Origin of the sequence: Pseudomonas sp. GW531-T4 (assembly GCF_017349615.1) — a bacterium.
Classification (GTDB): Bacteria; Pseudomonadota; Gammaproteobacteria; order Pseudomonadales; family Pseudomonadaceae; genus Aquipseudomonas; species Aquipseudomonas chlororaphis_I.
Genome location: NZ_JACMZT010000001.1, coordinates 57,489 through 80,801, shown reverse-complemented (window position 1 = coordinate 80,801; position 23,313 = coordinate 57,489). Strand labels below are relative to the sequence as shown.

Below are 23,313 nucleotides of genomic sequence, written 5' to 3'. Positions count from 1 at the left end.
GGCATGCGTAGATCCAACCAAGGTTTTACCCTGATCGAAATCATGATCGTGATTGCGATCATCGGGCTCGTCGTCACCCTGAGCCTTCCCAGCATCACCGAGTACGTGAAGAAAACCCATCGCACGCAAATCGCCGGCCTGCTGTCGGAGCAGGCGCAGAGCCTCGAGCGTTTCCACTCCAAGGGCGGTGTCTACAGCAACGCTTCGGGCCTCAGTGCCGGCAACGATGACTACAGCATCACGCCAGTGTTGGCCGACCAGAGCTTCACCCTGACCGCGACGCCGAAAAGCGAGAGCATGATGGCCGGCGACAAGTGCGGCGAGTTCACTCTTAGCCACACCGGTGCCATGGGCAACAACAATATGGCCGACGGGGTGACCAGCAAAGACTGCTGGGGACGCTGAGCAACCTTCTCGGGTGCTGGCGGTGCCCGGTGTTTTTTCTTCCTGGACTGGACTATGGCAAAGCAACAGCAAGTGGTGATTGTCGGCGGTGGAGTGATCGGCCTGCTGACCGCGTTCAACCTGGCGTCCGCCGGGCAGCAGGTGGTGCTGCTCGAGCGTTCGAATGTCGGCCAGGAATCCTCCTGGGCCGGCGGCGGGATCGTTTCGCCGCTCTACCCCTGGCGCTACAGCCCGGCAGTCACGGCGCTGGCGCATTGGTCGCAGGACTTTTATCCACAGCTGGCCGAACACCTGTTCGCCACCACCGGTGTCGATCCCGAAGTGCATACCACCGGCCTGTACTGGCTGGACCTGGACGACGAAGCCGAAGCGCTGGCCTGGGCCCAGCGCGAACAGCGGCCATTGAGCGCTGTGGATATCTCAGTGGCTCATGACGCGGTGCCGGTGCTCGGCGGCGGTTTTTCGCGGGCGATCTATATGGCCGACGTGGCCAACGTGCGCAATCCGCGCCTGGTCAAGTCGCTGAAGGCCGCACTGTCGGCGTTGCCGGCGGTGACCATTCACGAGCACTGCGAAGTCAGCGGGTTTATCCGCGAAGGTGAGCGAGTCCTCGGGGTGCAGACCTCCCTGGGCGAAATCCGTGGCGACCAGGTGGTGCTGGCGGCAGGAGCCTGGAGCGGCGAATTGCTCAAGAGCCTGGGCCTGGCATTGCCGGTGGAGCCGGTCAAAGGCCAGATGATTCTCTATAAGTGCGCCTCGGACTTTCTTTCCTGCATGGTCCTGGCCAAGGGGCGTTATGCGATTCCCCGGCGCGACGGCCATATCCTGATCGGCAGCACCCTGGAGCACGAAGGCTTCGACAAGACCCCGACCGCATCGGCCCTGGAAAGCCTGAAGGCTTCGGCCATCGAGTTGATCCCGGCACTGGCGCAGGCCGAGGTGGTGGGGCATTGGGCGGGCTTGCGTCCGGGTTCGCCCGAAGGCATTCCCTATATCGGCCCGGTGCCGGGGTTGGAGGGGCTGTGGCTGAACTGCGGGCATTACCGCAATGGCTTGGTCCTGGCGCCCGCGTCCTGCCAGCTGTTCACCGACCTGATGCTGGGCCGGGAGCCGATCATCGACCCGGCGCCTTATGCGCCCAGTGGGCGCATCTAATCCAGGCCGAGTTTCTTCAGCCTGTAGCGCATCGAACGAAACGACAGGCTCAAGCGCTGGGCCGCCGCCGTGCGGTTCCAGCGGGTGTGCTCCAGGGCCTGGAGGATCAGCCGGCGCTCGACTTCCTGCAGATAACCTTCAAGGTCGATCACCTGTGCCGGGCCGGGCGCGATGGCCGGGTGTGCGCCGTTTGGTGTCAGTTGCAGGTCGCGTGCTTCGATCTGCCGGTTCTCGCACAGGGTGTGCGCCCGTTCGAGCAGGTTCTCCAGCTCGCGCACGTTGCCGGGAAAGTCGTAGCCCTGGAGTGCCAGCAGCGCGCCTGGCTGGAGTCGCGCCAACTGTTGGCCGTTGCCCTGTGCCAGGCGCTCGAGGATGGCTGTGGCCAAGGGTTCGATATCAGCCTTGCGCGCCCGTAGCGGTGGCACCGCCAGTTCGATCACGTTGAGGCGGTAGTAGAGATCCTGGCGAAAGCGTCCGGCATGCACTTCCGCCTGCAGCGTCTTGTGGGTGGCGCAGAGAATGCGCACATCAACCTGGACCTCCTGCTGTCCGCCGACACAGCGCACCGCCTTCTCCTGGAGCGCACGGAGCAATTTGACCTGCATTGCCAGTGGCAGATCGGCCACCTCATCGAGAAACAGGGTGCCGCCGTGCGCTGCCTGGAACAGGCCGGGTTTGTCTTCGACGGCACCGCTGAAGCTGCCTTTGCGATGGCCGAAAAACTCGCTCTCCATCAGTTCCGGCGGAATAGCCCCGCAGTTGATCGGCACGAAGCCCTGGCTGGCCCGTGGTCCCTGGTCGTGAATCGCACGGGCGGCCAGTTCCTTGCCGCTGCCGGACTCTCCGCTGATATAGACCGAGGCCTGACTCTGGGCCAGTTTGTGGATCTGTCCACGCAGTTTGTGCATGGCGGTCGAATTGCCGAGCAGTGGGCCGGTAGCTGGGTTCGCTGGTGTCGATTCGGGCAGGGGGCCGTTCAGCAGCTCGCGCAGGCGGGCCAGGGCCACGGGTTTGCTCAGGAAGTCGATGGCGCCGGCCTTCAGGACCCGGACCGCGGTTTCCTGGCGGGCGCAGGTGCTGAGGATGGCCAGCGGCATTCGCAGCCGGTGGTGCTGGATATGCTCGAGTAATTCCAGCCCCGTGCCGTCGGGCAGATGCAGGTCGCTCAGGCACAGGTCGAAACCTTCCCGGGCCAGCCAGTGACGCGCTTCACCCAGGGTGCGGGCGCTACGGGTATGGCGCTGCATCCGGCCGAGGCTGATTTCCAGATATTCGCGAATGCCTGGATCGTCATCGACGATCAGGACTTTTTGCCGTGGGCTCATGCTGCTTACTGCTTCATCCGTGAGCGAAAGAGGTGCGAGAGCACCCGCCATCCTGGCGTGTCGTGAAGTCTAGGCAGGCTTGAGGTCGTTGGCCCTGCTCAGGGCCGGGTTGTTTGGCCGGGTTCAGGATGATGTGCAGGGCATATGCCCGGTTTGCCGAGGGTTGCCGGCCGGATATGGGACGAGGGTGGGCTGGAGGCTTTTTTGTAGCGAATTATTCAGCGGTGCAAACAACGCGCTTTCGACGTCATCTGCACCACTGCCGGTCGAGGCTCAGCGATCGCGGGAGATCGGGCCTTGCTCCAGGTGGGCCTGGCTGCAATACCACTGTTGCTCGAGGCTCAGCGCCCGGTCACGGGGCAGGTGCACGCCGCAATGGGCGCAGCGCACCATGGGCGTGGTGCTGGGTTCGCGGGGAGCAGCGGTGCCGGAGGCGGGCTGCTTGAATTTGCGCCAGAGCCATACCGCAGCGGCAATCAGGGCGATCCAGAACAGTAAACGAAGCATGGTAGCCAGCTATGTGAGTGAGGAACCGGCAGTTTAGCCAAGGTCATGCCGGGCGCACAGTGCAATCAGCGCTGAAATCCGCGGACAAAAAAAGGGAGACTCGAAAGTCTCCCTTTTGGCTAACCGCGGCGGTGTCAGTCGAACACGCCGAAGGTCATGTAGCTGAACCACGAGCGATCGCTGTTGTTGCCTTCGGCTTCGTGCTGTTCTTCTTCGACAGCGTCGCCATTGGCGTCTTTAGGCTTGAGCTCGGCCGGAATCGCGTCCTTGGCGTCCTGGTATTGCTTCATCACGTCCTGGTTGGCGCGGGTTTCTCCCGGCGGCAGCGGTGGACGGGACTCGATCAGGCCCAGGGTGGCCTTGCTCAGCCAGGAGCGGTTGTCCGCCTCGGCGACCCGTGGCACGAACTGGCCGTCGACCAGAGTCGGGTGATCGGGGTAGTTGAGCTTCAGGGTCTCCAGGCTGGTGGCGGCCAGTTCGTCCAGGTGCAGACGCTGGTAAGCCTCGGTCATCACTGCCAGGCCATCGGCCACCGACGGGGTTTCCTGGAAGTTTTCCACCACGTAACGGCCACGGTTGGCGGCGGCTACATAGGCCTGACGGGTCAGGTAGTAGTCGGCCACGTGGATTTCGTAGGAGGCCAGCAGGTTGCGCAGGTAGATCATGCGCTGCTTGGCGTCCGGCGCGTAGCGGCTGTTCGGGAAGCGGCTGGTGAGCTGGGCGAACTCGTTGTAGGAGTCGCGGGCGGCACCCGGGTCACGCTTGGTCATGTCCAGCGGCAGGAAGCGCGCCAGCAGGCCGACGTCCTGGTCGAAGGAGGTCAGGCCCTTGAGGTAGTAGGCGTAGTCCACGTTCGGGTGTTGTGGATGCAGGCGGATGAAACGCTCGGCGGCGGACTTGGCAGCTTCCGGCTCGGCGTTCTTGTAGTTGGCATAGATCAGTTCGAGTTGTGCCTGATCCGCGTAGCGGCCGAACGGATAACGCGACTCCAGGGCCTTGAGCTTGGCGGTGGCGCTGGTATAGCTGTTGTTGTCCAGGTCGGTCTGCGCCTGCTGGTACAGCTCGACCTCGCTCAGGTTTTCGTCAACGACTTCCTTCGATGAGCAAGCAGCGGTCAGTGCGAGGATGGCGATCAGCAGCAGGTGTTTCACTTGCATGGCGGCTTGCGTCCCTATGACGGCCGCTGTCTTGGGCGGGGCCGTCCTGTTATGATGAGCGCCCCGTTGAAAAAGCCTCGGGGCAAAAGACGCCGTATTTAACCACAAGCGCGCAGCCGAAACCAAAGGCTGTGCCGACGCCTAGTCTGAGCATGTCCGATAAAATTGAACTTCGCGCAGAGGTGCCGTCCGAACTGGGCGGCCAACGCCTCGATCAAGTCGCCGCCCAATTATTCGCTGAGCACTCGCGCTCGCGCCTTTCCGCCTGGATCAAAGACGGCCGCCTGACTGTGGATGGAGCGGTTATCCGCCCGCGAGACATCGTCCATGGCGGCGCGGTTCTTGAGCTGACCGCCGAGCAGGAAGCTCAGGGAGAATGGATCGCTCAGGACATCGAATTGGATATCGTCTATGAAGACGACGATATCCTGGTCATCAACAAGCCTGCCGGCCTGGTGGTCCACCCCGCCGCCGGTCACGCCGATGGCACGCTGCTCAATGCACTGCTGCACCATGTCCCGGACATCATCAACGTGCCGCGCGCCGGCATCGTCCATCGCCTGGACAAGGACACCACCGGTCTGATGGTGGTGGCCAAGACCATCCAGGCGCAGACCCAGCTGGTTGCCCAGTTGCAGAGCCGCAGCGTCAGCCGCATCTATGAATGCATCGTGATCGGTGTGGTCACCGCCGGTGGCAAGATCAATGCGCCGATCGGCCGGCATGGCCAGCAGCGCCAGCGCATGGCCGTGATGGAAGGTGGCAAGCAGGCCGTCAGCCATTACCGCGTGCTCGAGCGTTTCCGTTCCCACACCCATGTGCGGGTCAAGCTGGAAACCGGTCGTACCCACCAGATTCGCGTGCACATGGCGCACATCAACTTCCCGTTGGTCGGCGATCCGGCCTACGGCGGCCGCTTCCGCATTCCGCCGGCGGCGAGCCCGACCATGGTCGAATCCCTGAAGCACTTCCCGCGTCAGGCGCTGCATGCGCGTTTCCTGGAGCTGGATCATCCAACCACCGGTGAACGCATGAGCTGGGAGTCGCCGCTGCCGGAAGACTTCGTCTGGCTGCTGACCCTGCTCAAGCAGGACCGCGAGGCCTTCGTCGGATGAGTGACTGGCTGATTCCTGACTGGCCTGCGCCGGCCGGGGTCAAAGCCTGCGTCACCACCCGTGCGGGCGGCGTCAGCCTGGCGCCGTTCGACAGCCTCAACCTGGGCGATCATGTCGACGACGATCCGCAGGCAGTAGCCGAAAACCGCCGCCGCCTGACCGATCATTTCTCCATACAGCCAGCCTGGCTGAAGCAGGTCCACGGTATTGATGTGGTCGAGGCGGATCCGTCCGTCGTCGCCACCGCCGATGCCTGCTGGACGGCCACGCCCGGCATCGCCTGTAGCGCCATGACCGCCGATTGCCTGCCAGCGCTGTTCTGCGACCGCGCCGGTACTCGTGTGGCGGCGGCCCATGCCGGTTGGCGCGGGTTGGCGGCCGGAGTGCTGGAGGCGACGCTCGCTAGCCTGAAGGTTGCGCCTGAGGATGTACTGGTCTGGCTGGGGCCGGCCATCGGTCCGCAAGCCTTCGAAGTCGGGCCGGAAGTCCGTGAGGCGTTCGTCCGCCACTTGCCGCACACCGAGCAGGCCTTTGTGCCGAGCCACAATCCCGGCAAGCTTATGGCTGACATCTATACGCTGGCCCGCCTGCGCCTGGCGGCATGCGGCGTCACGGCCGTCTATGGCGGTGGTTTCTGCACCGTGAGCGATCCGCGTTTCTATTCCTACCGCCGCAGCCCGCGCACCGGGCGCTTCGCTTCCCTGATCTGGCTGGAACGCTAGACTCTTCTGACCTGTGTCAAGCTCGACAGGCTTGAATCTTCCAGAATCGACCGCATCTACAGGGGTATCTGGCAGGTTTCTCTATTTAGGTGTGTCCATCGCTCCGACCTGCTCAAAAGGAAGGTGACTAATGCGTATAGACCGATTAACCAGCAAGCTGCAGCTGGCATTATCCGATTCTCAATCCCTGGCGGTTGGCCTCGATCATCCGGCCATCGAGCCTGCACACTTGATGCAGGCCCTGCTCGAGCAGCAGGGCGGTTCGATCAAGCCGCTGCTGATGCAAGTGGGCTTCGACGTGAACAGCCTGCGCAAGGAGTTGAGCAAAGAGCTCGACCGCTTGCCGAAAATCCAGAACCCTACCGGCGACGTGAACATGTCGCAGGATCTGGCGCGCCTGCTGAACCAGGCCGATCGCCTGGCGCAACAGAAGGGCGACCAGTTCATCTCCAGCGAGCTGGTGCTGCTGGCGGCCATGGACGAAAACAGCAAGCTCGGCAAATTGCTGCTGGGCCAGGGCGTCAGCAAGAAAGCGCTGGAAAACGCCATCAATAACCTGCGTGGCGGCGAGGCGGTGAATGACGCCAACGTCGAGGAGTCGCGCCAGGCCCTGGATAAATACACCGTCGACCTGACCAAGCGCGCCGAAGACGGCAAGCTCGACCCGGTGATCGGCCGTGACGACGAAATCCGTCGGACCATCCAGGTGCTGCAACGCCGGACCAAGAACAACCCGGTGCTGATCGGCGAGCCTGGCGTGGGTAAAACCGCGATTGCCGAAGGCCTGGCCCAGCGCATCATCAATGGCGAAGTGCCGGACGGCCTGAAAGGTAAGCGCCTGCTGTCCCTGGACATGGGCGCGCTGATCGCGGGCGCCAAGTACCGCGGCGAGTTCGAAGAACGCCTGAAATCCCTGCTCAACGAGCTCTCCAAGCAGGAAGGGCAGATCATTCTGTTCATCGACGAACTGCACACCATGGTCGGCGCCGGCAAGGGCGAAGGCTCGATGGATGCGGGCAACATGCTCAAGCCGGCCCTGGCCCGAGGCGAGTTGCATTGTGTCGGCGCCACCACGCTCAACGAGTATCGCCAATATATAGAGAAGGATGCGGCCCTCGAGCGGCGCTTCCAGAAAGTCCTGGTGGATGAGCCGAGCGAAGAAGACACCATCGCCATCCTGCGTGGCCTGAAAGAGCGTTATGAGGTGCACCACAAGGTGGCGATCACCGACGGCGCGATCATTGCCGCGGCCAAGCTCAGTCATCGCTACATCACCGATCGGCAGCTGCCGGACAAGGCGATCGACCTGATCGACGAAGCTGCCAGCCGTATCCGCATGGAGATCGACTCCAAGCCGGAAGTGCTGGACCGTCTTGAGCGGCGCCTGATTCAACTGAAGGTTGAGTCCCAGGCCCTGAAGAAGGAAGACGACGAAGCGGCGATCAAGCGCCTGGAGAAACTCCAGGAGGAAATCACCCGCCTGGAGCGCGAATACGCCGACCTGGAAGAAGTCTGGACCTCGGAGAAAGCCGAAGTGCAGGGTTCGGCGCAGATTCAGCAGAAGATCGAGCAGTCCCGCCAGGAACTGGAAGCCGCGCGCCGCAAAGGCGACCTGAACCGCATGGCCGAGTTGCAGTACGGGGTGATCCCGGACCTGGAGCGCAGCCTGCAGATGGTCGACCAGCATGGCCAAAGCGAGAACCAGCTGTTGCGCAGCAAGGTGACCGAAGAGGAAATCGCCGAGGTCGTGTCCAAGTGGACCGGTATTCCGGTGTCGAAGATGCTCGAAGGCGAGCGCGACAAGCTGCTGAAGATGGAAAGCCTGCTGCACCAGCGTGTCATCGGCCAGAACGAAGCCGTGGTGGCGGTGGCCAACGCCGTGCGGCGTTCCCGTGCCGGGTTGTCCGATCCAAACCGGCCAAGTGGCTCGTTCATGTTCTTAGGCCCGACCGGTGTGGGTAAAACCGAGTTGTGCAAGGCGCTGGCCGAATTCCTTTTCGATACCGAAGAGGCGATGGTGCGGATCGATATGTCCGAATTCATGGAGAAACATTCCGTGGCTCGGTTGATCGGTGCGCCTCCAGGCTACGTCGGCTACGAGGAGGGCGGTTACCTGACCGAGGCGGTGCGTCGTAAGCCTTATTCGGTGATCCTGCTGGACGAGGTCGAGAAGGCCCATCCAGACGTGTTCAACATCCTGCTGCAGGTGCTGGAAGACGGCCGCCTGACGGACAGCCATGGGCGTACCGTGGATTTCCGTAATACGGTGATCGTCATGACCTCCAACCTGGGCTCGGTGCAGATCCAGGAACTGGTGGGGGATCGCGAAGCACAGCGGGCGGCGGTGATGGATGCGGTGTCGAGCCATTTCCGTCCGGAGTTCATCAACCGGATCGACGAAGTGGTGATCTTCGAGCCATTGGCTCGGGACCAGATCGCCGGCATCACCGAGATCCAGCTGGGCCGCCTGCGCGGCCGCCTGGCGGAGCGAGAGCTCAAGCTGGAGCTGAGTGGCGAGGCCTTGGACAAACTGATTGCCGTGGGCTACGACCCGGTCTATGGCGCGCGCCCGCTCAAACGAGCGATCCAGCGCTGGATCGAGAACCCGCTGGCGCAGTTGATTCTGTCCGGCAGTTTCCTGCCGGGAGTCACTGTGACGGCCAAGGTGGAAAACGACGAAATCGTCTTCGCTTGAGCCAAATAGGGTGTCATTGGGAAGGAGGCCTCGCATTGCGAGGCCTTTTTTTGCATAGGGCGTTGAACTGTAAGGCAAAGGCTTGTAAAGTGCGCCCCGCAGTAAGTCACCCCAAGGGTTTTTCCTCCCCGAGGAAAAAACTGAAATAAGTTGCAAATCATTGTCTTGAAAGCAATTTAGGGGGTTGACAGAGGTTTTTAAGATTGTAGAATAGCGCGCCTCAGAGACACGAACGTAGCGATACGGACAGGGTCAACGAGGAGGCTTCTAGAAATAAAAGCCTGCTGTAAAAGCTGTAAATTGAAATGTTCAGTTCCGTGATAGCTCAGTCGGTAGAGCAAATGACTGTTAATCATTGGGTCCCAGGTTCGAGTCCTGGTCACGGAGCCAATTTCAAACCGGGGTATAGCGCAGTCCGGTAGCGCGCCTGCTTTGGGAGCAGGATGTCAGGAGTTCGAATCCCCTTACCCCGACCATATTTGGGTCGTTAGCTCAGTTGGTAGAGCAGTTGGCTTTTAACCAATTGGTCGTAGGTTCGAATCCCACACGACCCACCATTTTTGAGACCAGCTCGCTGGAATCGAATCTTAAGATCAGACGCCAAAAGCTCTGTTCGCAGAAGGCGCCTTTAAAAGGTGCCTTTTTTTTACCGGGGTATAGCGCAGTCCGGTAGCGCGCCTGCTTTGGGAGCAGGATGTCAGGAGTTCGAATCCCCTTACCCCGACCATACTGAAAATCCTCGTATCGAAAGATACGGGGATTTTTTTTGCCCGGAATTTGGTGTCGGTTGTGTCTGTCCTTTCCTGAATAAGGTTCACACCTTCTGATCTCTTTTCAGGAGGACGTACTGGAAGCGAGAAAACGGCGCTGTCAGCGTGATTACACGCTGACTATTAAATTGCCGGTCGTCGACCAGGTTGAAAAGGAGCCGAGTCTAAAGAGGCTCAGGCGCGCTACGGCATTCAAGGCAAGACGACCGTTCTGATGTGGCTGTATACAAAGCACGGTCGGCAGGATTGGAGCGCAGGCACACATACTGGCTTGCTGAAGATGGTTTCATGCCTTGGGCGTGAAGCAAAAAAAGCCCCGATAATTCGGGGCTTTTTTGGGGGGGGATTTGGGTTGTCCGTTGCCGTTCTGTGCATATCCCCTTGCCGGCCCCTCGTTGCGAGGGGCGTTTACGGTGCTCACAAGGCCCGGCAAAGGCCATCCACGCGTTCGTATGCCAGCTCCTTGTTTGCCGCCGGGAGTGCGTAGTCCACCGTGCAGGAACCCTCGGCCCAGCGAATTTCCAGTCGGCCCTGGTCGGCAACGCCGAAGACCAGCAGGCGCGACAGGTTGTCGACCATGCCCAGGGGCTTGCCCTGCTCGTCGTAGCCTTGGGCGCCGAAGGGGATGGTGCCGCCTTGCTCCGCGCGCAGGACGAACTGCAGGCGACGACCGGTCTGTGCGGCGTAGGTTGTCTTGACGATGGCGCCACGGGTCGGCACCAGCACCCTGGAGGTTTCGTTGATCTCGGTGTCGGTGCCCAGGGTCTGGGTGTCCAGGTTCAGCCAGTTGTAGCGATAAGGCTGCATATAGGGCACCACCGCGTAACCCTTGCCATTGGTGCGTACGCCGTTCCAGCCGGATACCCCGACCCCGCCGACATCCGGAACTTCCATCAGGCCGAAGGTTTCGCCAAGCGGCTGGCCAAGGGTGATTCCACCGCTGTGCACCAGCAGGGAACCAGAAGCACCCAGGTCGATATGCTTGTCGTCGCGGCCCTGGCTGTAGCCACCACGCAGCTTGGCGACGGGGGTATCCCAGTCCAGACCGGCGCCTGCTGTGCTGCCGTTTCTTTTGCTGTGGCCGGCCTGTGCCGAGTAGCTGACGGTGGCCTGGTCGTTCAGGTAGCCGGACACGTTCGACTGCAGCGAAGAGTCGCCCTTGCTCGAGCTGATGGCGTTGCTGGAGAGGCGGTGAGAACTGCTTCTCCCTCCCAGCGGCAGGCTGATGCTGGCGGTAAGTTGTGTATCCGAACCACCGTTCATGGGATCGCTCTGGGTGCGTGACACCGCCAGGTTGTAGCTGACGCTGTTGATGCTGCTGCCATAACCAAATTGCCAGTTGCGCGTGCGGCCCTGCTGATTCCAGTAGCTGGTTTCATCCATGCTGAGATACAGCGACCCTCGTTGCGACAGGGTCTGGTTCACGCGCAGGTTGATTCGGCTCTTTTGTGCGCTGAAGCCGGCACGCTCCTGATACATGAGGTCGTCCACATGCTGGCTGAAGCTGCGAAAACCTTCGGTGGAGTAGCGGTAGCCGGCCATGGTGAAAGTGGTATCGGTGGCGTTCAGCGTCTTGGAGTACAGGAAGCGCGCACTGTGCCCCTTGTTCGTCCTGCTGTTCAGGGTCTTCGATTCACTACTGGTCACGTCGAAGGAAATGCCGCCGAGGCTGGAGTTCACGCCTGCGCCAAGGTTGACGGCGCGATAGTCCTGGGCGAGCAGCGCACCGCCGTAGCCGGTCAGGTTGTCGGTTACACCATAGACCGCGGTGCCTTGGGTGAATGATGGCGACGGCTGGTCGGTGGAGCGATATTCACCGGCGGTGACGCTGTAGCGAAGATTGCCACGTCGGGTCATGACTGGCTGATAGGCATAGGACTGCTGGTATTCGCGCACACGGCCATCCGCTTCGATGATCTTGATCTGCAAGTCGCCGTTGGAACCGCTGGGATAGATGTCAGTGAACTCGAAGGCACCAGGCGGCACCGACGCGGAATAGATCACGTAGCCGTTCTGCCGTACCTCGACGGTGGCGTTGGTTTCGGCGATGCCGCGGATCACAGGCGCATAGCCGATCTCGTTATCAGGCAGCATGCCTAGGTCCGAAGCGATCTGAGCCCCGCGAAAACGCACGCTGTCGAAGATCTCCCCTGGGGTGTACAGCTCGCCCATGGAAAACTTGCCTTTCAGGCGCCGCACATCGCGTTCCAGATAGGTGCGGTTGCTCTTGAACTCGCTTTTTGTACCAGTACCGCCGGTCATGGCGGATTCGTTACGAAAGCGCCAGCCGGCGATATTGAAGCCGTTGCGCAGGTTCAGGTTGTGGTAGTCGCTCTTCGTTCCCTGGTTGGTGTTGCGGTTGAAGTTGGCCTGATAGTCGCTGTAGAAGGCGGTGATGCCTTCGTCCCAGACCGACGGGTCGACATAACCACGGGAATAGCGCTGGACGTAGGCCTGCGGAATGCTGACCTGCAATGCCAGGTTGGTGACGTCGAAGTCCACCGCGGCGCCGGCGATCTGGGCGCTGACGTCGAACGGCAGCTCATCCTTGGCGTCGGCGGCGATAAGCCCGTCCTGCTGGGCTTTGCCCGCGTTGAGTCCGAGTTCTTTGAGCAGCCCGAGCGAGAGGGCGGGTTTGACCTGCCCGGATGCGTCGGCACTGAAGGTGATCTCCTGGCGTTTGATCAGCACGTTGTTCAGGTAGAGGTCGACACTGTAGGTGCCTGGCGGAACGGTGCTGCCTTTCTCGAAATACTTGAGGTCCACCGGAGCACCCTCCATTTTCAGAAAGGATTCGCTGAATTCGACTTCTGCGGCGGACAGCTTCGAGGTCAGCCCCACTGCCATGAGGCAGGTCGCGCACGCCCGTCGGGCGATCCTGAAGCTGAGCTCTCTCTGAAAAATGGGCATGCGGAATCCTTTCGATCATGCATCGGGTAGCCGAGGCACTGACCTGAGTAAAAAGTCGAATAGGTAAAGCTTTGCGCGCTGGCGAGCGGCGCGAACGACTGCTGGGCTTTCGTTAGTTGGAAAGCTTGCTGGTGATGTGGTCCAGCCCGCCGTAGTCGTTGATGCTGTCGAATTCCACCGTTGCGGCTCCGGAGCTCACGCTGGGCGAACCTTTGATCGCGACGACACGTGTTGCTCCCGGCGCGAGCATTTCTGCGGCAGCGGTATAGGTGGAAGTGCCCTTGCCAGTGCGCAACTCCACAGTGCTACCAGAAAAGGACACGTGGTAGGCAGAGGGGTTACTCACCGAAAGCGCGGTTTTGCCGCCTTGTTCCACCAGTTTCCATTGCAGGCTCTTGGCTGCATTGGCCGCGGTGTCCGGCAGGTTGGCCGGGCGGTAGAACAGTTTTACGCGCTGGCGTATGGCGATCTGCAGGCTGTTCTGGTCCTTGGCTTTTTGCGGAATCTCTTGCACGGCGAGCCAGAACACGGACTCCTTGTCGGTCGGTAACCCTTGGCCTTGATAGAGGATGCGCAGGACTTGCTGCTTGTTGCCTCCAAGGCGAACGAGGGGAGGGGTAATGGCGAACGGTACGTCGGTCGCGGACCCGCTGCTGTCTGGCTCGACCCAGGACTGGACCATGATGTCGTTCGAGTCCTGATTTCTGACGACGACGGATGTTTCCTTGGCTGGCGCAGCAAAGACGACGCGGGTGCCATCCAGCGTAATGCCGGCACTGGCCATCGACGCAAAGAGAGTCATGGCACTGGCGAGTGCAAGACGTGTCAATAGTGGGGTTTTCATAGCGGCTCCAGGTCGGAGGGAGGGGCGCAGGCCCCTCCCTTTGGCGCGGGTTACTCGTAGCTCAAGGTAAACGGCAGGGTGCCGTTTGCTTTACCAGCTTTGAACGCTTCGCCGTTTGCCACATAACCTGCACGCATGTTCAGCTTGGCGGTGTATGTGGTTTTGCCTTCTACGGTGTTTGGCGTCAGCTCGCCATCGATGGTTTCGTTCGCGCCGAGGTTCACCAGCTTGTTGCTGCTGTTGTAAAGACCGATACCCACACCTTCTGCAGCCTCAGCACCACCGACGATTTTCAGCAGCGAGACGTTCCCGCCGTCAATGCCGGAGCCACTGCTCGGGTCGAATTGCAGCTTGACGGACTTCAGGCCTGCTGCGGTGCCACCGCAATCCAGGTTCAGGTTGATGCTCTTACCACCGACGATGCTGCCTCCGGCAGTGCCGCCGAGCGAGTCGGTGCTGACCTTGCCGAGGTTGACATCGATGGCACTACTACTACCGGAAGTACCGGTGCCGGGGGCGATTTTGCAGGATGCAGCGACGATATCGCCGGTGAAGTTGATGGTGCCGTCTGCCGCGAGAGCGGAAGTGCTGACTGCGCCAGCGATAGCCATGGAGACGATGCTTTTGAGAAGTTTGGACATTTCATGTACCTGCTAAAGTTGGAGGTGCAATCTTGTATCTTCACTTCGGTCGTTACAATAAGACCATTCTTAAACTGTTGATTAGTCTGTGGCTTTGAATGGCTGCTAATGCTTTGTTGGTTGGCGGGATTTCAATAAGAAGATTCTTAAAGTTTTGTCTTATGAGGATTTTCTTGAGGAGAATTGTCTGTCTGGTCGGGTAAGCAGGGGAGCGATTTGTATCGCCTTCGGTCGTTTTGTGGTACCCAGGAAGGCCAGCGCATTGGGTGGTGGGCGAGTCGAGAGGAGGAATAGACTAACTACCGATACAACTAGATAGGAGCGCGACTGTTGCCTTAATGCTTGTTGGATCAACTCTCTATATGTGCTTTAAAAGGCGCTGCTGGAAACAGGGGTATGCATTGCTCGCACTAGAGGGAATAACTTTTGAGCGCTGAGGATGAAGTAGGGCAAATCTTATCGTTTGGCTGGGAGGCTGGCTATGTACTGCCAGGAAAAGTCTGATCTCAACTAAGGGAAGTTTATTTTCTTCGATCTCCAGTCACTTTCTTGTTGATCCAGAGTTGGGCAAAGGCCTGAGTCAACCTTGAACAGGATGCAAAAAAAATGCCCCGATCGCTCGGGGCATTCCTGTCTTGAACGATTGACTCAGTGCAGTTTGAGCCGTGGCTCGGTACCGCGGCCGATCCGGCTGCCGAGCATCAGCATGGCGGTCCGGAACGGGCCGTAGAGCGCCATCTGGTGCATGCGGTACAGCGACACATAGAACATCCGCGCCAGCCAGCCTTCGAGCATCACGCTGCCGGTCAGGTTACCCATCAGGTTGCCCACGGCGGAAAAACGCGACAGCGAGATCAGCGAACCGTAGTCGGTGTACTTGTATTCCGGCAGGGCCTTGCCTTCGATGCGCAGTTTCAGCGACTTGGTCAGCAGCGATGCCTGCTGGTGAGCGGCCTGGGCCCGCGGTGGAACGTTGCGATCGGTGCCCGGTTGCGGGCAGGCGGCGCAGTCGCCAAAGGCGAAGATATTCTCGTCGCGGGTGGTCTGCAGGGTCGGCAGGACTTGCAGCTGGTTGATGCGGTTGGTTTCCAGGCCGTCGATGTCCTTGAGGAAACCCGGTGCGCGAATCCCGGCGGCCCAGACTTTCAGGCTGGCGGCAATCACCTGGCCATCGGCGGTAATCAGGCTGTCGGCGGTCACTTCGCTGACTGCGGCGTTGGTCATCACCTTGACCCCGAGTTTTTCCAGGGTCTTGTGTACCGGTCCGCCAATCCGCTCCGGCAGGGCTGGCAGTACCCGTGGGCCTGCCTCGATCAGGGTGATGTGCATGTTTTCCGGCTTGATCCGGTCCAGGCCGTAAGCCGCCAGTTCGTGAGCGGCATTGTGCAACTCGGCGGCCAGCTCGACGCCCGTGGCGCCGGCACCGACGATGGCCACGCTGATCTGCTCGACCACATCAGTCTGCCCGGCGTGGGCGCGCAGGTAGTGGTTGAGCAGTTGCTGATGGAAGCGTTCGGCCTGCTTGCGGGTGTCGAGGAACAGGCAATGCTGGGCGGCGCCCTGGGTGCCGAAGTCGTTGGTGGTGCTGCCCACGGCGATCACCAGGGTGTCGTACCCCAGCTCGCGGGCCGGCAGCAGTTCCACGCCATTTTCGTCGTAGGTGGCGGCCAGCTGGATTTTCTTCTGCTGACGATCGAGCCCGCTCATGCGGCCCAGCTGGAACTCGAAGTGGTTCCATTTGGCTTGGGCGACATAGTTGAGTTCGTCTTCGGAAGAGTTCAGCGAGCCGGCGGCTACTTCGTGCAGCAAGGGCTTCCAGATGTGGGTCAGGTTCGCGTCGACCAGCATCACACTGGCGGTGCCGCGCTTGCCCAGAGTCTTACCCAGACGGGTAGCCAACTCCAGACCGCCGGCGCCGCCGCCAACGATGACAATACGATGAGTCATGGGGATATCTCGCAAGGCTAAAAGAAATCGGTACGGTTACCCGAGCGAGCGCAATGCAGCTCATAGCGTCAGGTAACTGATAAGTCGGCTCAGCAGGCCCAGGCCAATGGTGATGGTCAGGACTATCACGAGGAGCATCCACGGCCGGAAGGGCCGGCGCTCGACTCGGTGCTGGGCCAGTTGCAGGTATTCTTCGACATGGCGTTGGTCGTCGGGGTTCAGGCGGCTGGTCATAAAAAGCCTCGTCAGCTAGACGTTGCGAAAAGTATGAAGGTTACAGCGCAGTGCCATCTTGTCGGGCTATGCGGTATGGAACGGAGCATAGCTGCTCGCGGATGCGGACCTTGTCATCGCGCGGGTGATTGCGCTTTGTAACACTCGCAGGGTGTTTGCGCCATGCCACAACGGTCTGAAGGGGGGCTGGAAAAACCTTCGCTAAACGACCTACAGGCTGATCCCGACGTCGAAGAGGATGCTGCGCCCCAGGTTGCCACGCAGGAAGTCCGGCGCGTCGGGATGGGCGAACAGCACGCGGGCGAAGGTCGGTCCGACCAGCGACAACGAGCGCCAACCCTGGCGCAGATACTCGGTCGGTGGCGGGAAATGGCTGTTGAGGTCGAGCACTTCGCGCTTGAGGCTGGCGAAGGCGATGATGTCCAGTTCCCCCAGGTCCATGCCACGTTCCTTGTAGTTGTGGGCTTTCTTGCGCAGGGTCGGGGCCAGCCTGAGCAACAGTTCGTTGGCCGGAATGCGCTTGGGCTTGGCCTCGCGCCGCACCAGTTGGCTGAGGGAGAAGGCACTGCGGCGCCGTTGCAACTCGTCGCGCCATTCATCGTTGAGGCGACGGCCTTCGTCCAGCACGAAGAACACCTCGAAACAGGCCTCGCGAAACAGTACGTCCGGCGGCTCCTGCCCGGCGGGCGTGAATTCGTCGGCACGGTAGGGGATGTTCAAGCCTTGCAGCAGGCGCTGGCAGACCCAACGCTCACGCTCCCATTTGCGCGCATTGGACAGGAACGCGTTGGCTTGTTCGGCCTGAATGGTGAGCAGGCGCAGGTAATCTGAGTCATCCATAGTCCAAGCTTAGCGTCCAAACGCTGATCCAAGAAATACACTCTGCCGGGTCGGCGGGGGCTGACTGCACTTATAACGGATAAGTGTGACATCAGGTCAACCCTCTGCCGCTCGTTCACGCCCGCCAGGGTTTCAGCCAGAGGCCCAGGGCGATCAGCAGGAGCAGCCCGGCCACGGTGCTGAGCCCAAGTTGCAGCCAGACGTTCGGCAGCGGATGCAACAGCAGTGCCGCGGCACCCAGCAGGACGGCGCTGACCGCCCAGCGCACCGGCCAGCTGATGAGGCTGAGCAACTGCTGGCGCTGCATCAGCAACAGGTTGGTCAGGATCACGCCGCCGAGGGCGGCCAGGGGAATCGCATTCAGCCCCGCAATCAGCGGCAAGCCCGCCAGCAGCAAGGCGTTGAGCAGGCTGCCGAGCAGTTCGCAGTACAGCGGCGTTCGGGTATCGCCGGCGGCATAGGCGTAGCGCGCGAGCATGGCGTTCCAGGCGCCGAACACCAGGGACACGGCGAACCAGCCCAGCAGCGCCGGCAGTGGTCTGTCGGCGCTCTGGGCGGGCAGCAACCAATGGATCAGCGCCGGGCTGGCGCCCACCAGGCCGAGGGCCGCAGGCAGGCTCAGCAGGGTCGCGGCGTTGAGCCCGCGATGCAGCAGCCCCAGGCGTTGATCGCCGGACTTGCCGCTCATCAGGCCGAGCAGGACCTGGTTCAGGCTCATCAAGGCAATCAACGGCAAGTTGATCAGCTTGCGCGCCAGGTTGACCCAGGTCACCGCGCCTTCGCCCAGGTAGCTGGCGACCACCCGTTCCACCAGCGCCAGGCCCTGGCTGGCCAGGTTGCTGGTCAGCAGCGGGCCGAGGCGCACCAGCAATTCACGGCTGGCCCCGGCGTCCCCGCGGACCTGCCAGGGGCGCCAGCCGGTTTGCCAGATCGCCGGCACCAGCGACAGGCACATCAGCAGGCTGCCGAGAAAAAACGCCAGCGAAAGGCCGGAGCCCAGGCTCGCCTGGCCGTAGAAAAACAGATAAAGCACCGGTGGCAGGTTGAACAGCAGCGAACCCAGCCCCGGCAGGACAAAACGTTGCCGGGCATGCAGCGGAATGCTGAACAGCGCATGCAGGAGCAGGCCGGGGATACAGGCGGCCAGGCTGCGCAGGTTGGCGGCGGCTTCGGCCTGGGCTGCGCTGTCGAGCCCGGGACCGATCAGGCGGATCCACAGCGGCGCGCTCAAGGCCAGCAGGGCATAGAGCCCCAGTCCCAGGCCCAGCAGGCGCGGACTCAGGCCGGCCAGCCAGGCGTGCTGGCGCTGGGCGTCGCGCTCCTGATAGAGCGGCAGGGCCGCGGCCGCCAGGATACCGGCCGCCAGGGTCATGCGCAGGGCTTCGGGAATGAACACCGCGACCAGGAACGCATCGCTGCGGCTGCCCGCGCCCCAGGCCGCCACCAGCAGCCATTCGCGGGCAAAGCCGGCGAGCAGCCCGGCGAGGGTCGCCAGGGTCAGCAGCAGGGTGCTGCCGAGCATCAATAGAACAGGGTGAACAGGCCTTTGCCACCCACCTTGTAGTTCAGGTCGTGAGGGCGCTCGCCCATGGGTTTGGCACCGCTGCCACCGATGATCTTGTAGGGGGGAACGGCCTTGGCCACGAGGGTGTTGGCGGTCACTACCGCCCCGCGACCGATATGCGAACCATGGGCAAGCAGCGCCCGGGTGGCGATCCAGGCGTAGTCATCGATGTAGATGGGCGCGGACACCGACCAGAACTCGGGGCTCATCGGGTCATGGCCGCCGGCGAGAATCAGCACGTGAGAGGCGATCGTCACATGATCGCCGATGATCAGCCCGGCCCGGGCGTCGATCTGACAATGCCAGGCGATCACGCTGTCATCGCCGATCACCAGGTTTTCCACACCCAGCACCTCGGTGTTGCGCCAGATGGTCGAGCCCTTGCCGATTTTCGCGCCGCCCAGGCGCAGCCAGGCGATGCGCACGTGATGGCTGGGGATCTTGTTGATCAGGATGTTGTAGGCCTGTTCCCAGGCCCGCAACCAGCGGTCCTTGAGGGTAGCCAGGTTCTTGCCGTAGCGCGGCACCAGGGTGGTGGGGATGTCCTGCTTCAAACGACCATACAGGCGTCGGGCCAGGGGATGCTCGATGATCTGTTCGATGTCCACCGCGCAGACGCTGTAGCGCGCCTGCTCGCCGTCGCCCTCGACGAACAGCACGTCGTTGTTCAGCCCCCAGCTGTAGGCCTCGAGCAGTTCATCGTGGCTGACGCCCAGCTCCGAGGCCAGGGCCGGCAGGCGTTCAGGCAGATCCGCAGAATGGAAAATACGGTGTTTCATGCTTGGCGATCCTTGGGGTTGATGAGGGGGAGGGTGATGGCCGGGCGTAACCGGACCTGTTGCAGGCTTATGCCCATCAACAGCCAGAACAGACCGATCAGCACGAAAGTGAAGCTGAAGTAGTGGTCGAACAGACCCGTCAGCAACGCTGCCAGCAGGCCGGAAATGCAGCCCAGCCACAGCGCGTTGTCAGCGGTCACCTGACGGATCGGCGCCAGCGGGCGCACCTCGCGCCACCACAACAGGGTGACGGCGATGAACAGCAGCATCCCCGGAATGCCGATCTTGTAGATGAAGTTCAGCCACAGGTTGGAGATGCCCGGCAGGTCGGTGCCCGGTACCGGCGGATCGACCTTGAAGCCGATGCCCAGCGGGTAGCGCATCATTGCCTCGGGGAATTTCGCGTACTCGTCGAAACGCACTTCGGTACTGGCGTTGGTCGCCGAGAACATGGTCATCAGGCGTTCCTGCAGCGGCGGATAGAACATCACCAGGGCCACCGCGAAGGCCGCCCCGAGGCCGATGATCCGGCCGCTATAGGGCACGCGCTTGTAAGTCAGCCAGAGCAGCACCAGGGCCAGGGCCAGGATCGCCCCGCGGGAAATACTCAGCAGCAGCCCGGCACAACCGAGGATCGCCACCGCCAGCCCCAGGGCCCGGCGTGCGCCGGTGCGGGTCCAGCCATAGAGCAGCGCCAGGGGAATGAACAGCACCAGCACGCCACCCGTGAGGTTGGGGTGAACCCAGGGCGATGCCATGCGCTGGTAGTTGGCGGAGAAGATGTCCTTCACCGCTTCCGGGTGGGCGTACTTGAGGTCGGTGAGGATCGGGATCATCGACATCGCGTTGCGCGACTTGATGAACATGCCGATCGACAACAGCAGCATCAGCAGGGTGCCCAGCAGCAGGGCGATCACTACTTTGTCGCGGTCGGCATCGGTACGCAGCAGCAGCGGCACCATGAACAGCAGCGACAGGTTCATCAGCCAGCGCACCCAGTTCACCGGGCCGTTGCCCTCGGCATGAATGATCAGCATGCCCCAGACAAAGGGAATGGCGCTGAACAGCATCAGCCAGGCCATGGCCCGTTCGGTGGGGCGCCAGAGCATGAGGTTGCGGGTCTTGCCGATGAACGATTGCCAGAACAACCCGACCCACGTCAGGCCCAGCACCGCTTCACTGACCGTGGTGCGAATCCCCAGTTGCAGCGTGGTGTAAGGAATGCAGGTGGCCAGCACGGCGAAGATCAGCAGGCCCCACAGCGGCTTGCGGATCAGCGTCAGGGTCACGGCCAGGCCGATCACCACGAAGATGACTTTTGCCGGTGGCAGGGCCCACAACAGAACCCCGAAGATCAACCCCAGGGTCAGGCCAATGAATTTTCCTGGCAGCATCAGTGAAAGAGCCCTGTGAGCAAGGTATCGAGGCGCTGGCGGTAGGTCGGTTCGGCAAATTGCCGGGCCCAGTCGCGCAGGCTGTCCGGATCCGGCCTGTTGCTGTCCTGGGCCTGTTCGATCAGTGCGTTGCGCAGGCTGGCGCGATCACGGGCATTGAAGCGTCGCGCGCTGGGCGGAGACACCTCGTCGAGGGCCGAACCCCTGGCCACCGCCACCGGCGTGCCCTGCCACAGCGCCTCGACCACCGGCAGGCCGAAGCCTTCGGCGTAGGAGGGTTGCCACAGGCAGTCGGCATGCTGGTACAGGGCCTGCAACTGCTCGTCGCTGATGCCACTGACCCAATGCAGGCCGGGCAACTGGCTCAGGCTCGCCGGCAGGTCGCTGGCGTGGCCGACCAGGACCAGCTCCGGTACTTGCGGGTTTTCCTGGCGGCAGCGCTGCCACTGCTCGATGAAGAACGGCATGTTCTTGCGCGGCTCCCGCGTCCCGACGGCCAGCCAGTAGCGCTCGGGCAGGCCCGCCGGCAGCGGGCCGATGGCACCCTGGAACTCCGGCACCAGGTTGTTCAGCACGCGGAACTTCGGCCGCGCCCAGGGAAACAGCCGGGCCGCTTCGCTGCAGGAAAACCGCGAAGGGCACCAGACTTCATCGGCGACCCAGATCGACCAGGCGATCGACACGGCATCGATCAGCCGATAGGCCAGGGCCTTGAGCTGCGAGCGGTGGAAGTTTCGCTGGGTCAGCTGGAACAGGTCATGCAGGATCAGCACATAACGGGTACCCGCCGGCTTGTGGCCGATGGGCAGGCCCATGTTGGCGGTGGCGATGTACAGGTCGACCGACTGCTCGCGAATGGTCGCCGGCAAGAATTTGCGTTCGAAGCGCAGGCGCACGCCGGGGCGTTGCACGCCATCGAGGGGGCTCGGCCAGGCCGGACAGAAGGCGGTCTGGCGTTGCTCATGCTCCAGTGGCGCTTCGCTCACCAGCAGCAATTCGGTGTCTTCACGGGCGCGCAGGGCCTGTTCCAGTGCCTTGACCTGACGGGCGATGCCCGAAGAGGGAGCGACCGTGGCCGGACGATAATCGAGGGCTACACGCATGCGGGATGCTCCTGTGTGGAGGGCAGGGTCCGGTAGATCTGTTCCAGCTCGTCGCCGGCTACGGCCCAGTCATGATGCTGGCGGGCATACAGGCGGGCGGCGCCGGCCAGTTGGGCGGCCAGGGTCGGCTCGCTCAACAGGCGAATCACGGCATCGGCCAGGGCCTGGGCATTGTCGCCTGCCAGGTAATGTTCCTCGGGGCGGATGGCCAGGCCCGAGGCGCCTTGTGCGGTGCTGACCAGCGGCAGGCCGGCGGCCATGGCTTCGAGCACCTTGAGCTTGGAGCCGCCGCCCTGGCGCAACGGCGCGATGAACAGCGCGCAACGTCGTTGCAGATCGGGCAGGTCCGGCACGAAGCCGACCCACTCGATGCGGCTGTCGGTCCAGCGTTCGGGCCAGTTGGCCGGCAAGGCATACCCGGCCACCGCCAGGCGCGCCTCGGGGCAGTGGCTCCAGACCCGCGGGAAAATCTCGTCGAGCATCCACTGCACGGCGTCCAGGTTCGGCGCGTATTCGTAGTTGCCGACAAACAGCACCCGCTGGCTCTGCGGGTCGGCCGAGACTTCGGCAAAGCTGCGGCTGTCGACGCCGTTGACCACCACCTCGACCGGGGTACGGGTCAGCTGGCGCATGGCCTGGGCATCGCTTTCGGTCACCGCGACCACCTGGCGGGCCGAATCGAACGCCTTGCGTTCCCACTGCCGGCAGCGCCATTGGTCATAGCGCACGAAGAGGCTGGCCCAGGCCGGGAAGCGGTCATAGGTCGCGCCGCCCAGGCTGGATTCGAGGTTGTGCTCGGTGAGCACGAAGTCCCGGCCGGCCCGCAGCAGCGGTTGCAGATAGGGTTGCAGGCTGTAGCTGTGCTCGACCTGGATCACATCCCAGGGCTCCTGCAGCAGGCTGTCGAAGCGCTCGCGCAACGGACGTGACACACCGTTGACTGTGGTCAGCAGCGGCCAGGGCGCGAACAGCCCGGCCAGCAGCGTGACCGGATGTTTCAGCGGGCGCCGGGGCTCCACGATCAGGCGCTCCAGCCAGGGCTCGAGGGTGGCGCGGGTGGCGGCATCGGCCTCGGTCTTCGACTGCACCAGCAAGGTGATGCGATGACCCCGCTCGCTCAAGGTCCGCAGCAAGTGAAACTGGCGAGTCTTGCCACCGCTGGTCATGGGCCAGGGCAGGTAGGGGAGAATCCAGAGAATCTTCACG

19 protein-coding genes, 4 tRNA genes and 1 pseudogene are annotated in these 23,313 nt (G+C 62.2%); 10 read left to right on the top strand and 14 right to left on the bottom strand.

The window, feature by feature from the left end; genetic code table 11:
* The first annotated feature begins 3 nt into the window (after positions 1-3).
* Complete coding sequence (locus tag J4D28_RS00385) at positions 4-405, top strand: type IV pilin protein (RefSeq protein WP_041987304.1); 402 nt, start codon at positions 4-6, stop codon at positions 403-405.
* A 54-nt stretch (positions 406-459) separates the two neighbouring features.
* Positions 460-1,560 (top strand): glycine oxidase ThiO, encoded by a 1,101-nt coding sequence (thiO, locus tag J4D28_RS00380; protein ID WP_103330734.1) that lies wholly within the window; start codon positions 460-462, stop codon positions 1,558-1,560.
* On the opposite strand, the gene J4D28_RS00375 is transcribed toward thiO, so the two are convergent.
* The 3 genes from J4D28_RS00375 to J4D28_RS00365 all read right to left on the bottom strand — a co-directional run bounded on the left by J4D28_RS00375 (position 1,557) and on the right by J4D28_RS00365 (position 4,549).
* Positions 1,557-2,885 carry a sigma-54 dependent transcriptional regulator gene (locus tag J4D28_RS00375; RefSeq protein ID WP_038635209.1) on the bottom strand — a complete coding sequence of 443 codons (1,329 nt, stop codon included), beginning with the start codon at positions 2,883-2,885 and terminating at the stop codon, positions 1,557-1,559. The genes thiO and J4D28_RS00375 overlap by 4 nt on opposite strands.
* Before the next feature lie 273 nt (positions 2,886-3,158).
* A complete protein-coding gene (locus J4D28_RS00370; protein ID WP_007924721.1) occupies positions 3,159-3,392 on the bottom strand; it encodes a PP0621 family protein in 234 nt (77 codons plus the stop codon).
* Between the two features lie 134 nt (positions 3,393-3,526).
* Positions 3,527-4,549 (bottom strand): outer membrane protein assembly factor BamD, encoded by a 1,023-nt coding sequence (locus tag J4D28_RS00365; RefSeq protein ID WP_007924720.1) that lies wholly within the window; start codon positions 4,547-4,549, stop codon positions 3,527-3,529.
* 152 nt (positions 4,550-4,701) lie between these two features.
* Between J4D28_RS00365 and rluD the strand changes: the two genes are divergently transcribed.
* The 8 genes and pseudogenes from rluD to J4D28_RS00325 all read left to right on the top strand — a co-directional run.
* On the top strand, positions 4,702-5,664 hold the full coding sequence (gene rluD / locus J4D28_RS00360) for a 23S rRNA pseudouridine(1911/1915/1917) synthase RluD (protein WP_009050933.1): 963 nt from the start codon (positions 4,702-4,704) through the stop codon (positions 5,662-5,664).
* Positions 5,661-6,386, top strand: a complete 726-nt coding sequence (gene pgeF / locus J4D28_RS00355; RefSeq protein WP_103330733.1) for a peptidoglycan editing factor PgeF — start codon at positions 5,661-5,663, stop codon at positions 6,384-6,386. The genes rluD and pgeF overlap by 4 nt, the downstream gene beginning before the upstream one ends.
* Before the next feature lie 130 nt (positions 6,387-6,516).
* Positions 6,517-9,081, top strand: coding sequence for an ATP-dependent chaperone ClpB (gene clpB / locus J4D28_RS00350; protein ID WP_009050931.1), 2,565 nt, complete (start codon positions 6,517-6,519; stop codon positions 9,079-9,081).
* Positions 9,082-9,395: 314 nt separating this feature from the next.
* Positions 9,396-9,471 (top strand) — tRNA-Asn (locus tag J4D28_RS00345).
* 9 nt (positions 9,472-9,480) lie between these two features.
* Positions 9,481-9,557 (top strand) — tRNA-Pro (locus J4D28_RS00340).
* Positions 9,558-9,562: 5 nt separating this feature from the next.
* A tRNA-Lys gene (locus J4D28_RS00335) sits at positions 9,563-9,638 on the top strand.
* Positions 9,639-9,731: 93 nt separating this feature from the next.
* Positions 9,732-9,808: transfer RNA gene (locus J4D28_RS00330), tRNA-Pro, on the top strand.
* Positions 9,809-9,928: 120 nt separating this feature from the next.
* A pseudogene (locus J4D28_RS00325) lies at positions 9,929-10,110 on the top strand (IS3 family transposase); the annotation flags it as partial.
* 158 nt (positions 10,111-10,268) lie between these two features.
* Here the strand turns inward: J4D28_RS00325 and J4D28_RS00320 are convergent.
* From J4D28_RS00320 to J4D28_RS00270, 11 genes are all read right to left on the bottom strand, one after another.
* Positions 10,269-12,761 (bottom strand): fimbria/pilus outer membrane usher protein, encoded by a 2,493-nt coding sequence (locus tag J4D28_RS00320; protein WP_103331810.1) that lies wholly within the window; start codon positions 12,759-12,761, stop codon positions 10,269-10,271.
* 112 nt (positions 12,762-12,873) lie between these two features.
* Complete coding sequence (locus J4D28_RS00315) at positions 12,874-13,605, bottom strand: molecular chaperone (RefSeq protein ID WP_009050929.1); 732 nt, start codon at positions 13,603-13,605, stop codon at positions 12,874-12,876.
* 50 nt (positions 13,606-13,655) lie between these two features.
* A complete protein-coding gene (locus tag J4D28_RS00310; protein ID WP_009050928.1) occupies positions 13,656-14,246 on the bottom strand; it encodes a fimbrial protein in 591 nt (196 codons plus the stop codon).
* A 648-nt stretch (positions 14,247-14,894) separates the two neighbouring features.
* Complete coding sequence (locus J4D28_RS00305) at positions 14,895-16,193, bottom strand: NAD(P)/FAD-dependent oxidoreductase (protein ID WP_009050927.1); 1,299 nt, start codon at positions 16,191-16,193, stop codon at positions 14,895-14,897.
* Between the two features lie 60 nt (positions 16,194-16,253).
* Complete coding sequence (locus J4D28_RS00300; RefSeq protein WP_037006010.1) at positions 16,254-16,427, bottom strand: DUF3094 family protein; 174 nt, start codon at positions 16,425-16,427, stop codon at positions 16,254-16,256.
* Between the two features lie 210 nt (positions 16,428-16,637).
* Positions 16,638-17,267 carry a DUF1780 domain-containing protein gene (locus tag J4D28_RS00295; protein WP_007924708.1) on the bottom strand — a complete coding sequence of 210 codons (630 nt, stop codon included), beginning with the start codon at positions 17,265-17,267 and terminating at the stop codon, positions 16,638-16,640.
* Between the two features lie 115 nt (positions 17,268-17,382).
* Positions 17,383-18,789, bottom strand: a complete 1,407-nt coding sequence (locus J4D28_RS00290; RefSeq protein ID WP_103331809.1) for a lipid II flippase MurJ — start codon at positions 18,787-18,789, stop codon at positions 17,383-17,385.
* A complete protein-coding gene (locus tag J4D28_RS00285) occupies positions 18,789-19,610 on the bottom strand; it encodes an acyltransferase (protein WP_028683409.1) in 822 nt (273 codons plus the stop codon). The genes J4D28_RS00290 and J4D28_RS00285 overlap by 1 nt, the downstream gene beginning before the upstream one ends.
* A complete protein-coding gene (locus tag J4D28_RS00280; protein WP_038635196.1) occupies positions 19,607-21,004 on the bottom strand; it encodes an O-antigen ligase in 1,398 nt (465 codons plus the stop codon). Before J4D28_RS00280 ends, J4D28_RS00285 begins: the two co-directional genes overlap by 4 nt.
* A complete protein-coding gene (locus J4D28_RS00275) occupies positions 21,004-22,107 on the bottom strand; it encodes a glycosyltransferase family 1 protein (RefSeq protein WP_103331808.1) in 1,104 nt (367 codons plus the stop codon). Before J4D28_RS00275 ends, J4D28_RS00280 begins: the two co-directional genes overlap by 1 nt.
* Complete coding sequence (locus J4D28_RS00270) at positions 22,098-23,312, bottom strand: glycosyltransferase family 4 protein (RefSeq protein ID WP_009050921.1); 1,215 nt, start codon at positions 23,310-23,312, stop codon at positions 22,098-22,100. The genes J4D28_RS00275 and J4D28_RS00270 overlap by 10 nt, the downstream gene beginning before the upstream one ends.
* Position 23,313: the final 1 nt, after the last annotated feature.

What these genes read in the sequence shown, in the direction of transcription:
- J4D28_RS00385 (WP_041987304.1), top strand. Translation starts at nt 4, where the DNA reads ATGCGTAGATCCAACCAAGGTTTTACCCTGATCGAAATCATGATCGTG.
- clpB (WP_009050931.1), top strand. Translation starts at nt 6,517, where the DNA reads ATGCGTATAGACCGATTAACCAGCAAGCTGCAGCTGGCATTATCCGAT.
- J4D28_RS00370 (WP_007924721.1), bottom strand. Translation starts at nt 3,392, where the DNA reads ATGCTTCGTTTACTGTTCTGGATCGCCCTGATTGCCGCTGCGGTATGG.
- thiO (WP_103330734.1), top strand. Translation starts at nt 460, where the DNA reads ATGGCAAAGCAACAGCAAGTGGTGATTGTCGGCGGTGGAGTGATCGGC.
- J4D28_RS00295 (WP_007924708.1), bottom strand. Translation starts at nt 17,267, where the DNA reads ATGGATGACTCAGATTACCTGCGCCTGCTCACCATTCAGGCCGAACAA.
- rluD (WP_009050933.1), top strand. Translation starts at nt 4,702, where the DNA reads ATGTCCGATAAAATTGAACTTCGCGCAGAGGTGCCGTCCGAACTGGGC.
- J4D28_RS00305 (WP_009050927.1), bottom strand. Translation starts at nt 16,193, where the DNA reads ATGACTCATCGTATTGTCATCGTTGGCGGCGGCGCCGGCGGTCTGGAG.
- J4D28_RS00375 (WP_038635209.1), bottom strand. Translation starts at nt 2,885, where the DNA reads ATGAGCCCACGGCAAAAAGTCCTGATCGTCGATGACGATCCAGGCATT.
- J4D28_RS00315 (WP_009050929.1), bottom strand. Translation starts at nt 13,605, where the DNA reads ATGAAAACCCCACTATTGACACGTCTTGCACTCGCCAGTGCCATGACT.
- J4D28_RS00285 (WP_028683409.1), bottom strand. Translation starts at nt 19,610, where the DNA reads ATGAAACACCGTATTTTCCATTCTGCGGATCTGCCTGAACGCCTGCCG.
- J4D28_RS00290 (WP_103331809.1), bottom strand. Translation starts at nt 18,789, where the DNA reads ATGCTCGGCAGCACCCTGCTGCTGACCCTGGCGACCCTCGCCGGGCTG.
- J4D28_RS00280 (WP_038635196.1), bottom strand. Translation starts at nt 21,004, where the DNA reads ATGCTGCCAGGAAAATTCATTGGCCTGACCCTGGGGTTGATCTTCGGG.
- pgeF (WP_103330733.1), top strand. Translation starts at nt 5,661, where the DNA reads ATGAGTGACTGGCTGATTCCTGACTGGCCTGCGCCGGCCGGGGTCAAA.
- J4D28_RS00365 (WP_007924720.1), bottom strand. Translation starts at nt 4,549, where the DNA reads ATGCAAGTGAAACACCTGCTGCTGATCGCCATCCTCGCACTGACCGCT.
- J4D28_RS00320 (WP_103331810.1), bottom strand. Translation starts at nt 12,761, where the DNA reads ATGCCCATTTTTCAGAGAGAGCTCAGCTTCAGGATCGCCCGACGGGCG.
- J4D28_RS00310 (WP_009050928.1), bottom strand. Translation starts at nt 14,246, where the DNA reads ATGTCCAAACTTCTCAAAAGCATCGTCTCCATGGCTATCGCTGGCGCA.
- J4D28_RS00300 (WP_037006010.1), bottom strand. Translation starts at nt 16,427, where the DNA reads ATGACCAGCCGCCTGAACCCCGACGACCAACGCCATGTCGAAGAATAC.
- J4D28_RS00275 (WP_103331808.1), bottom strand. Translation starts at nt 22,107, where the DNA reads ATGCGTGTAGCCCTCGATTATCGTCCGGCCACGGTCGCTCCCTCTTCG.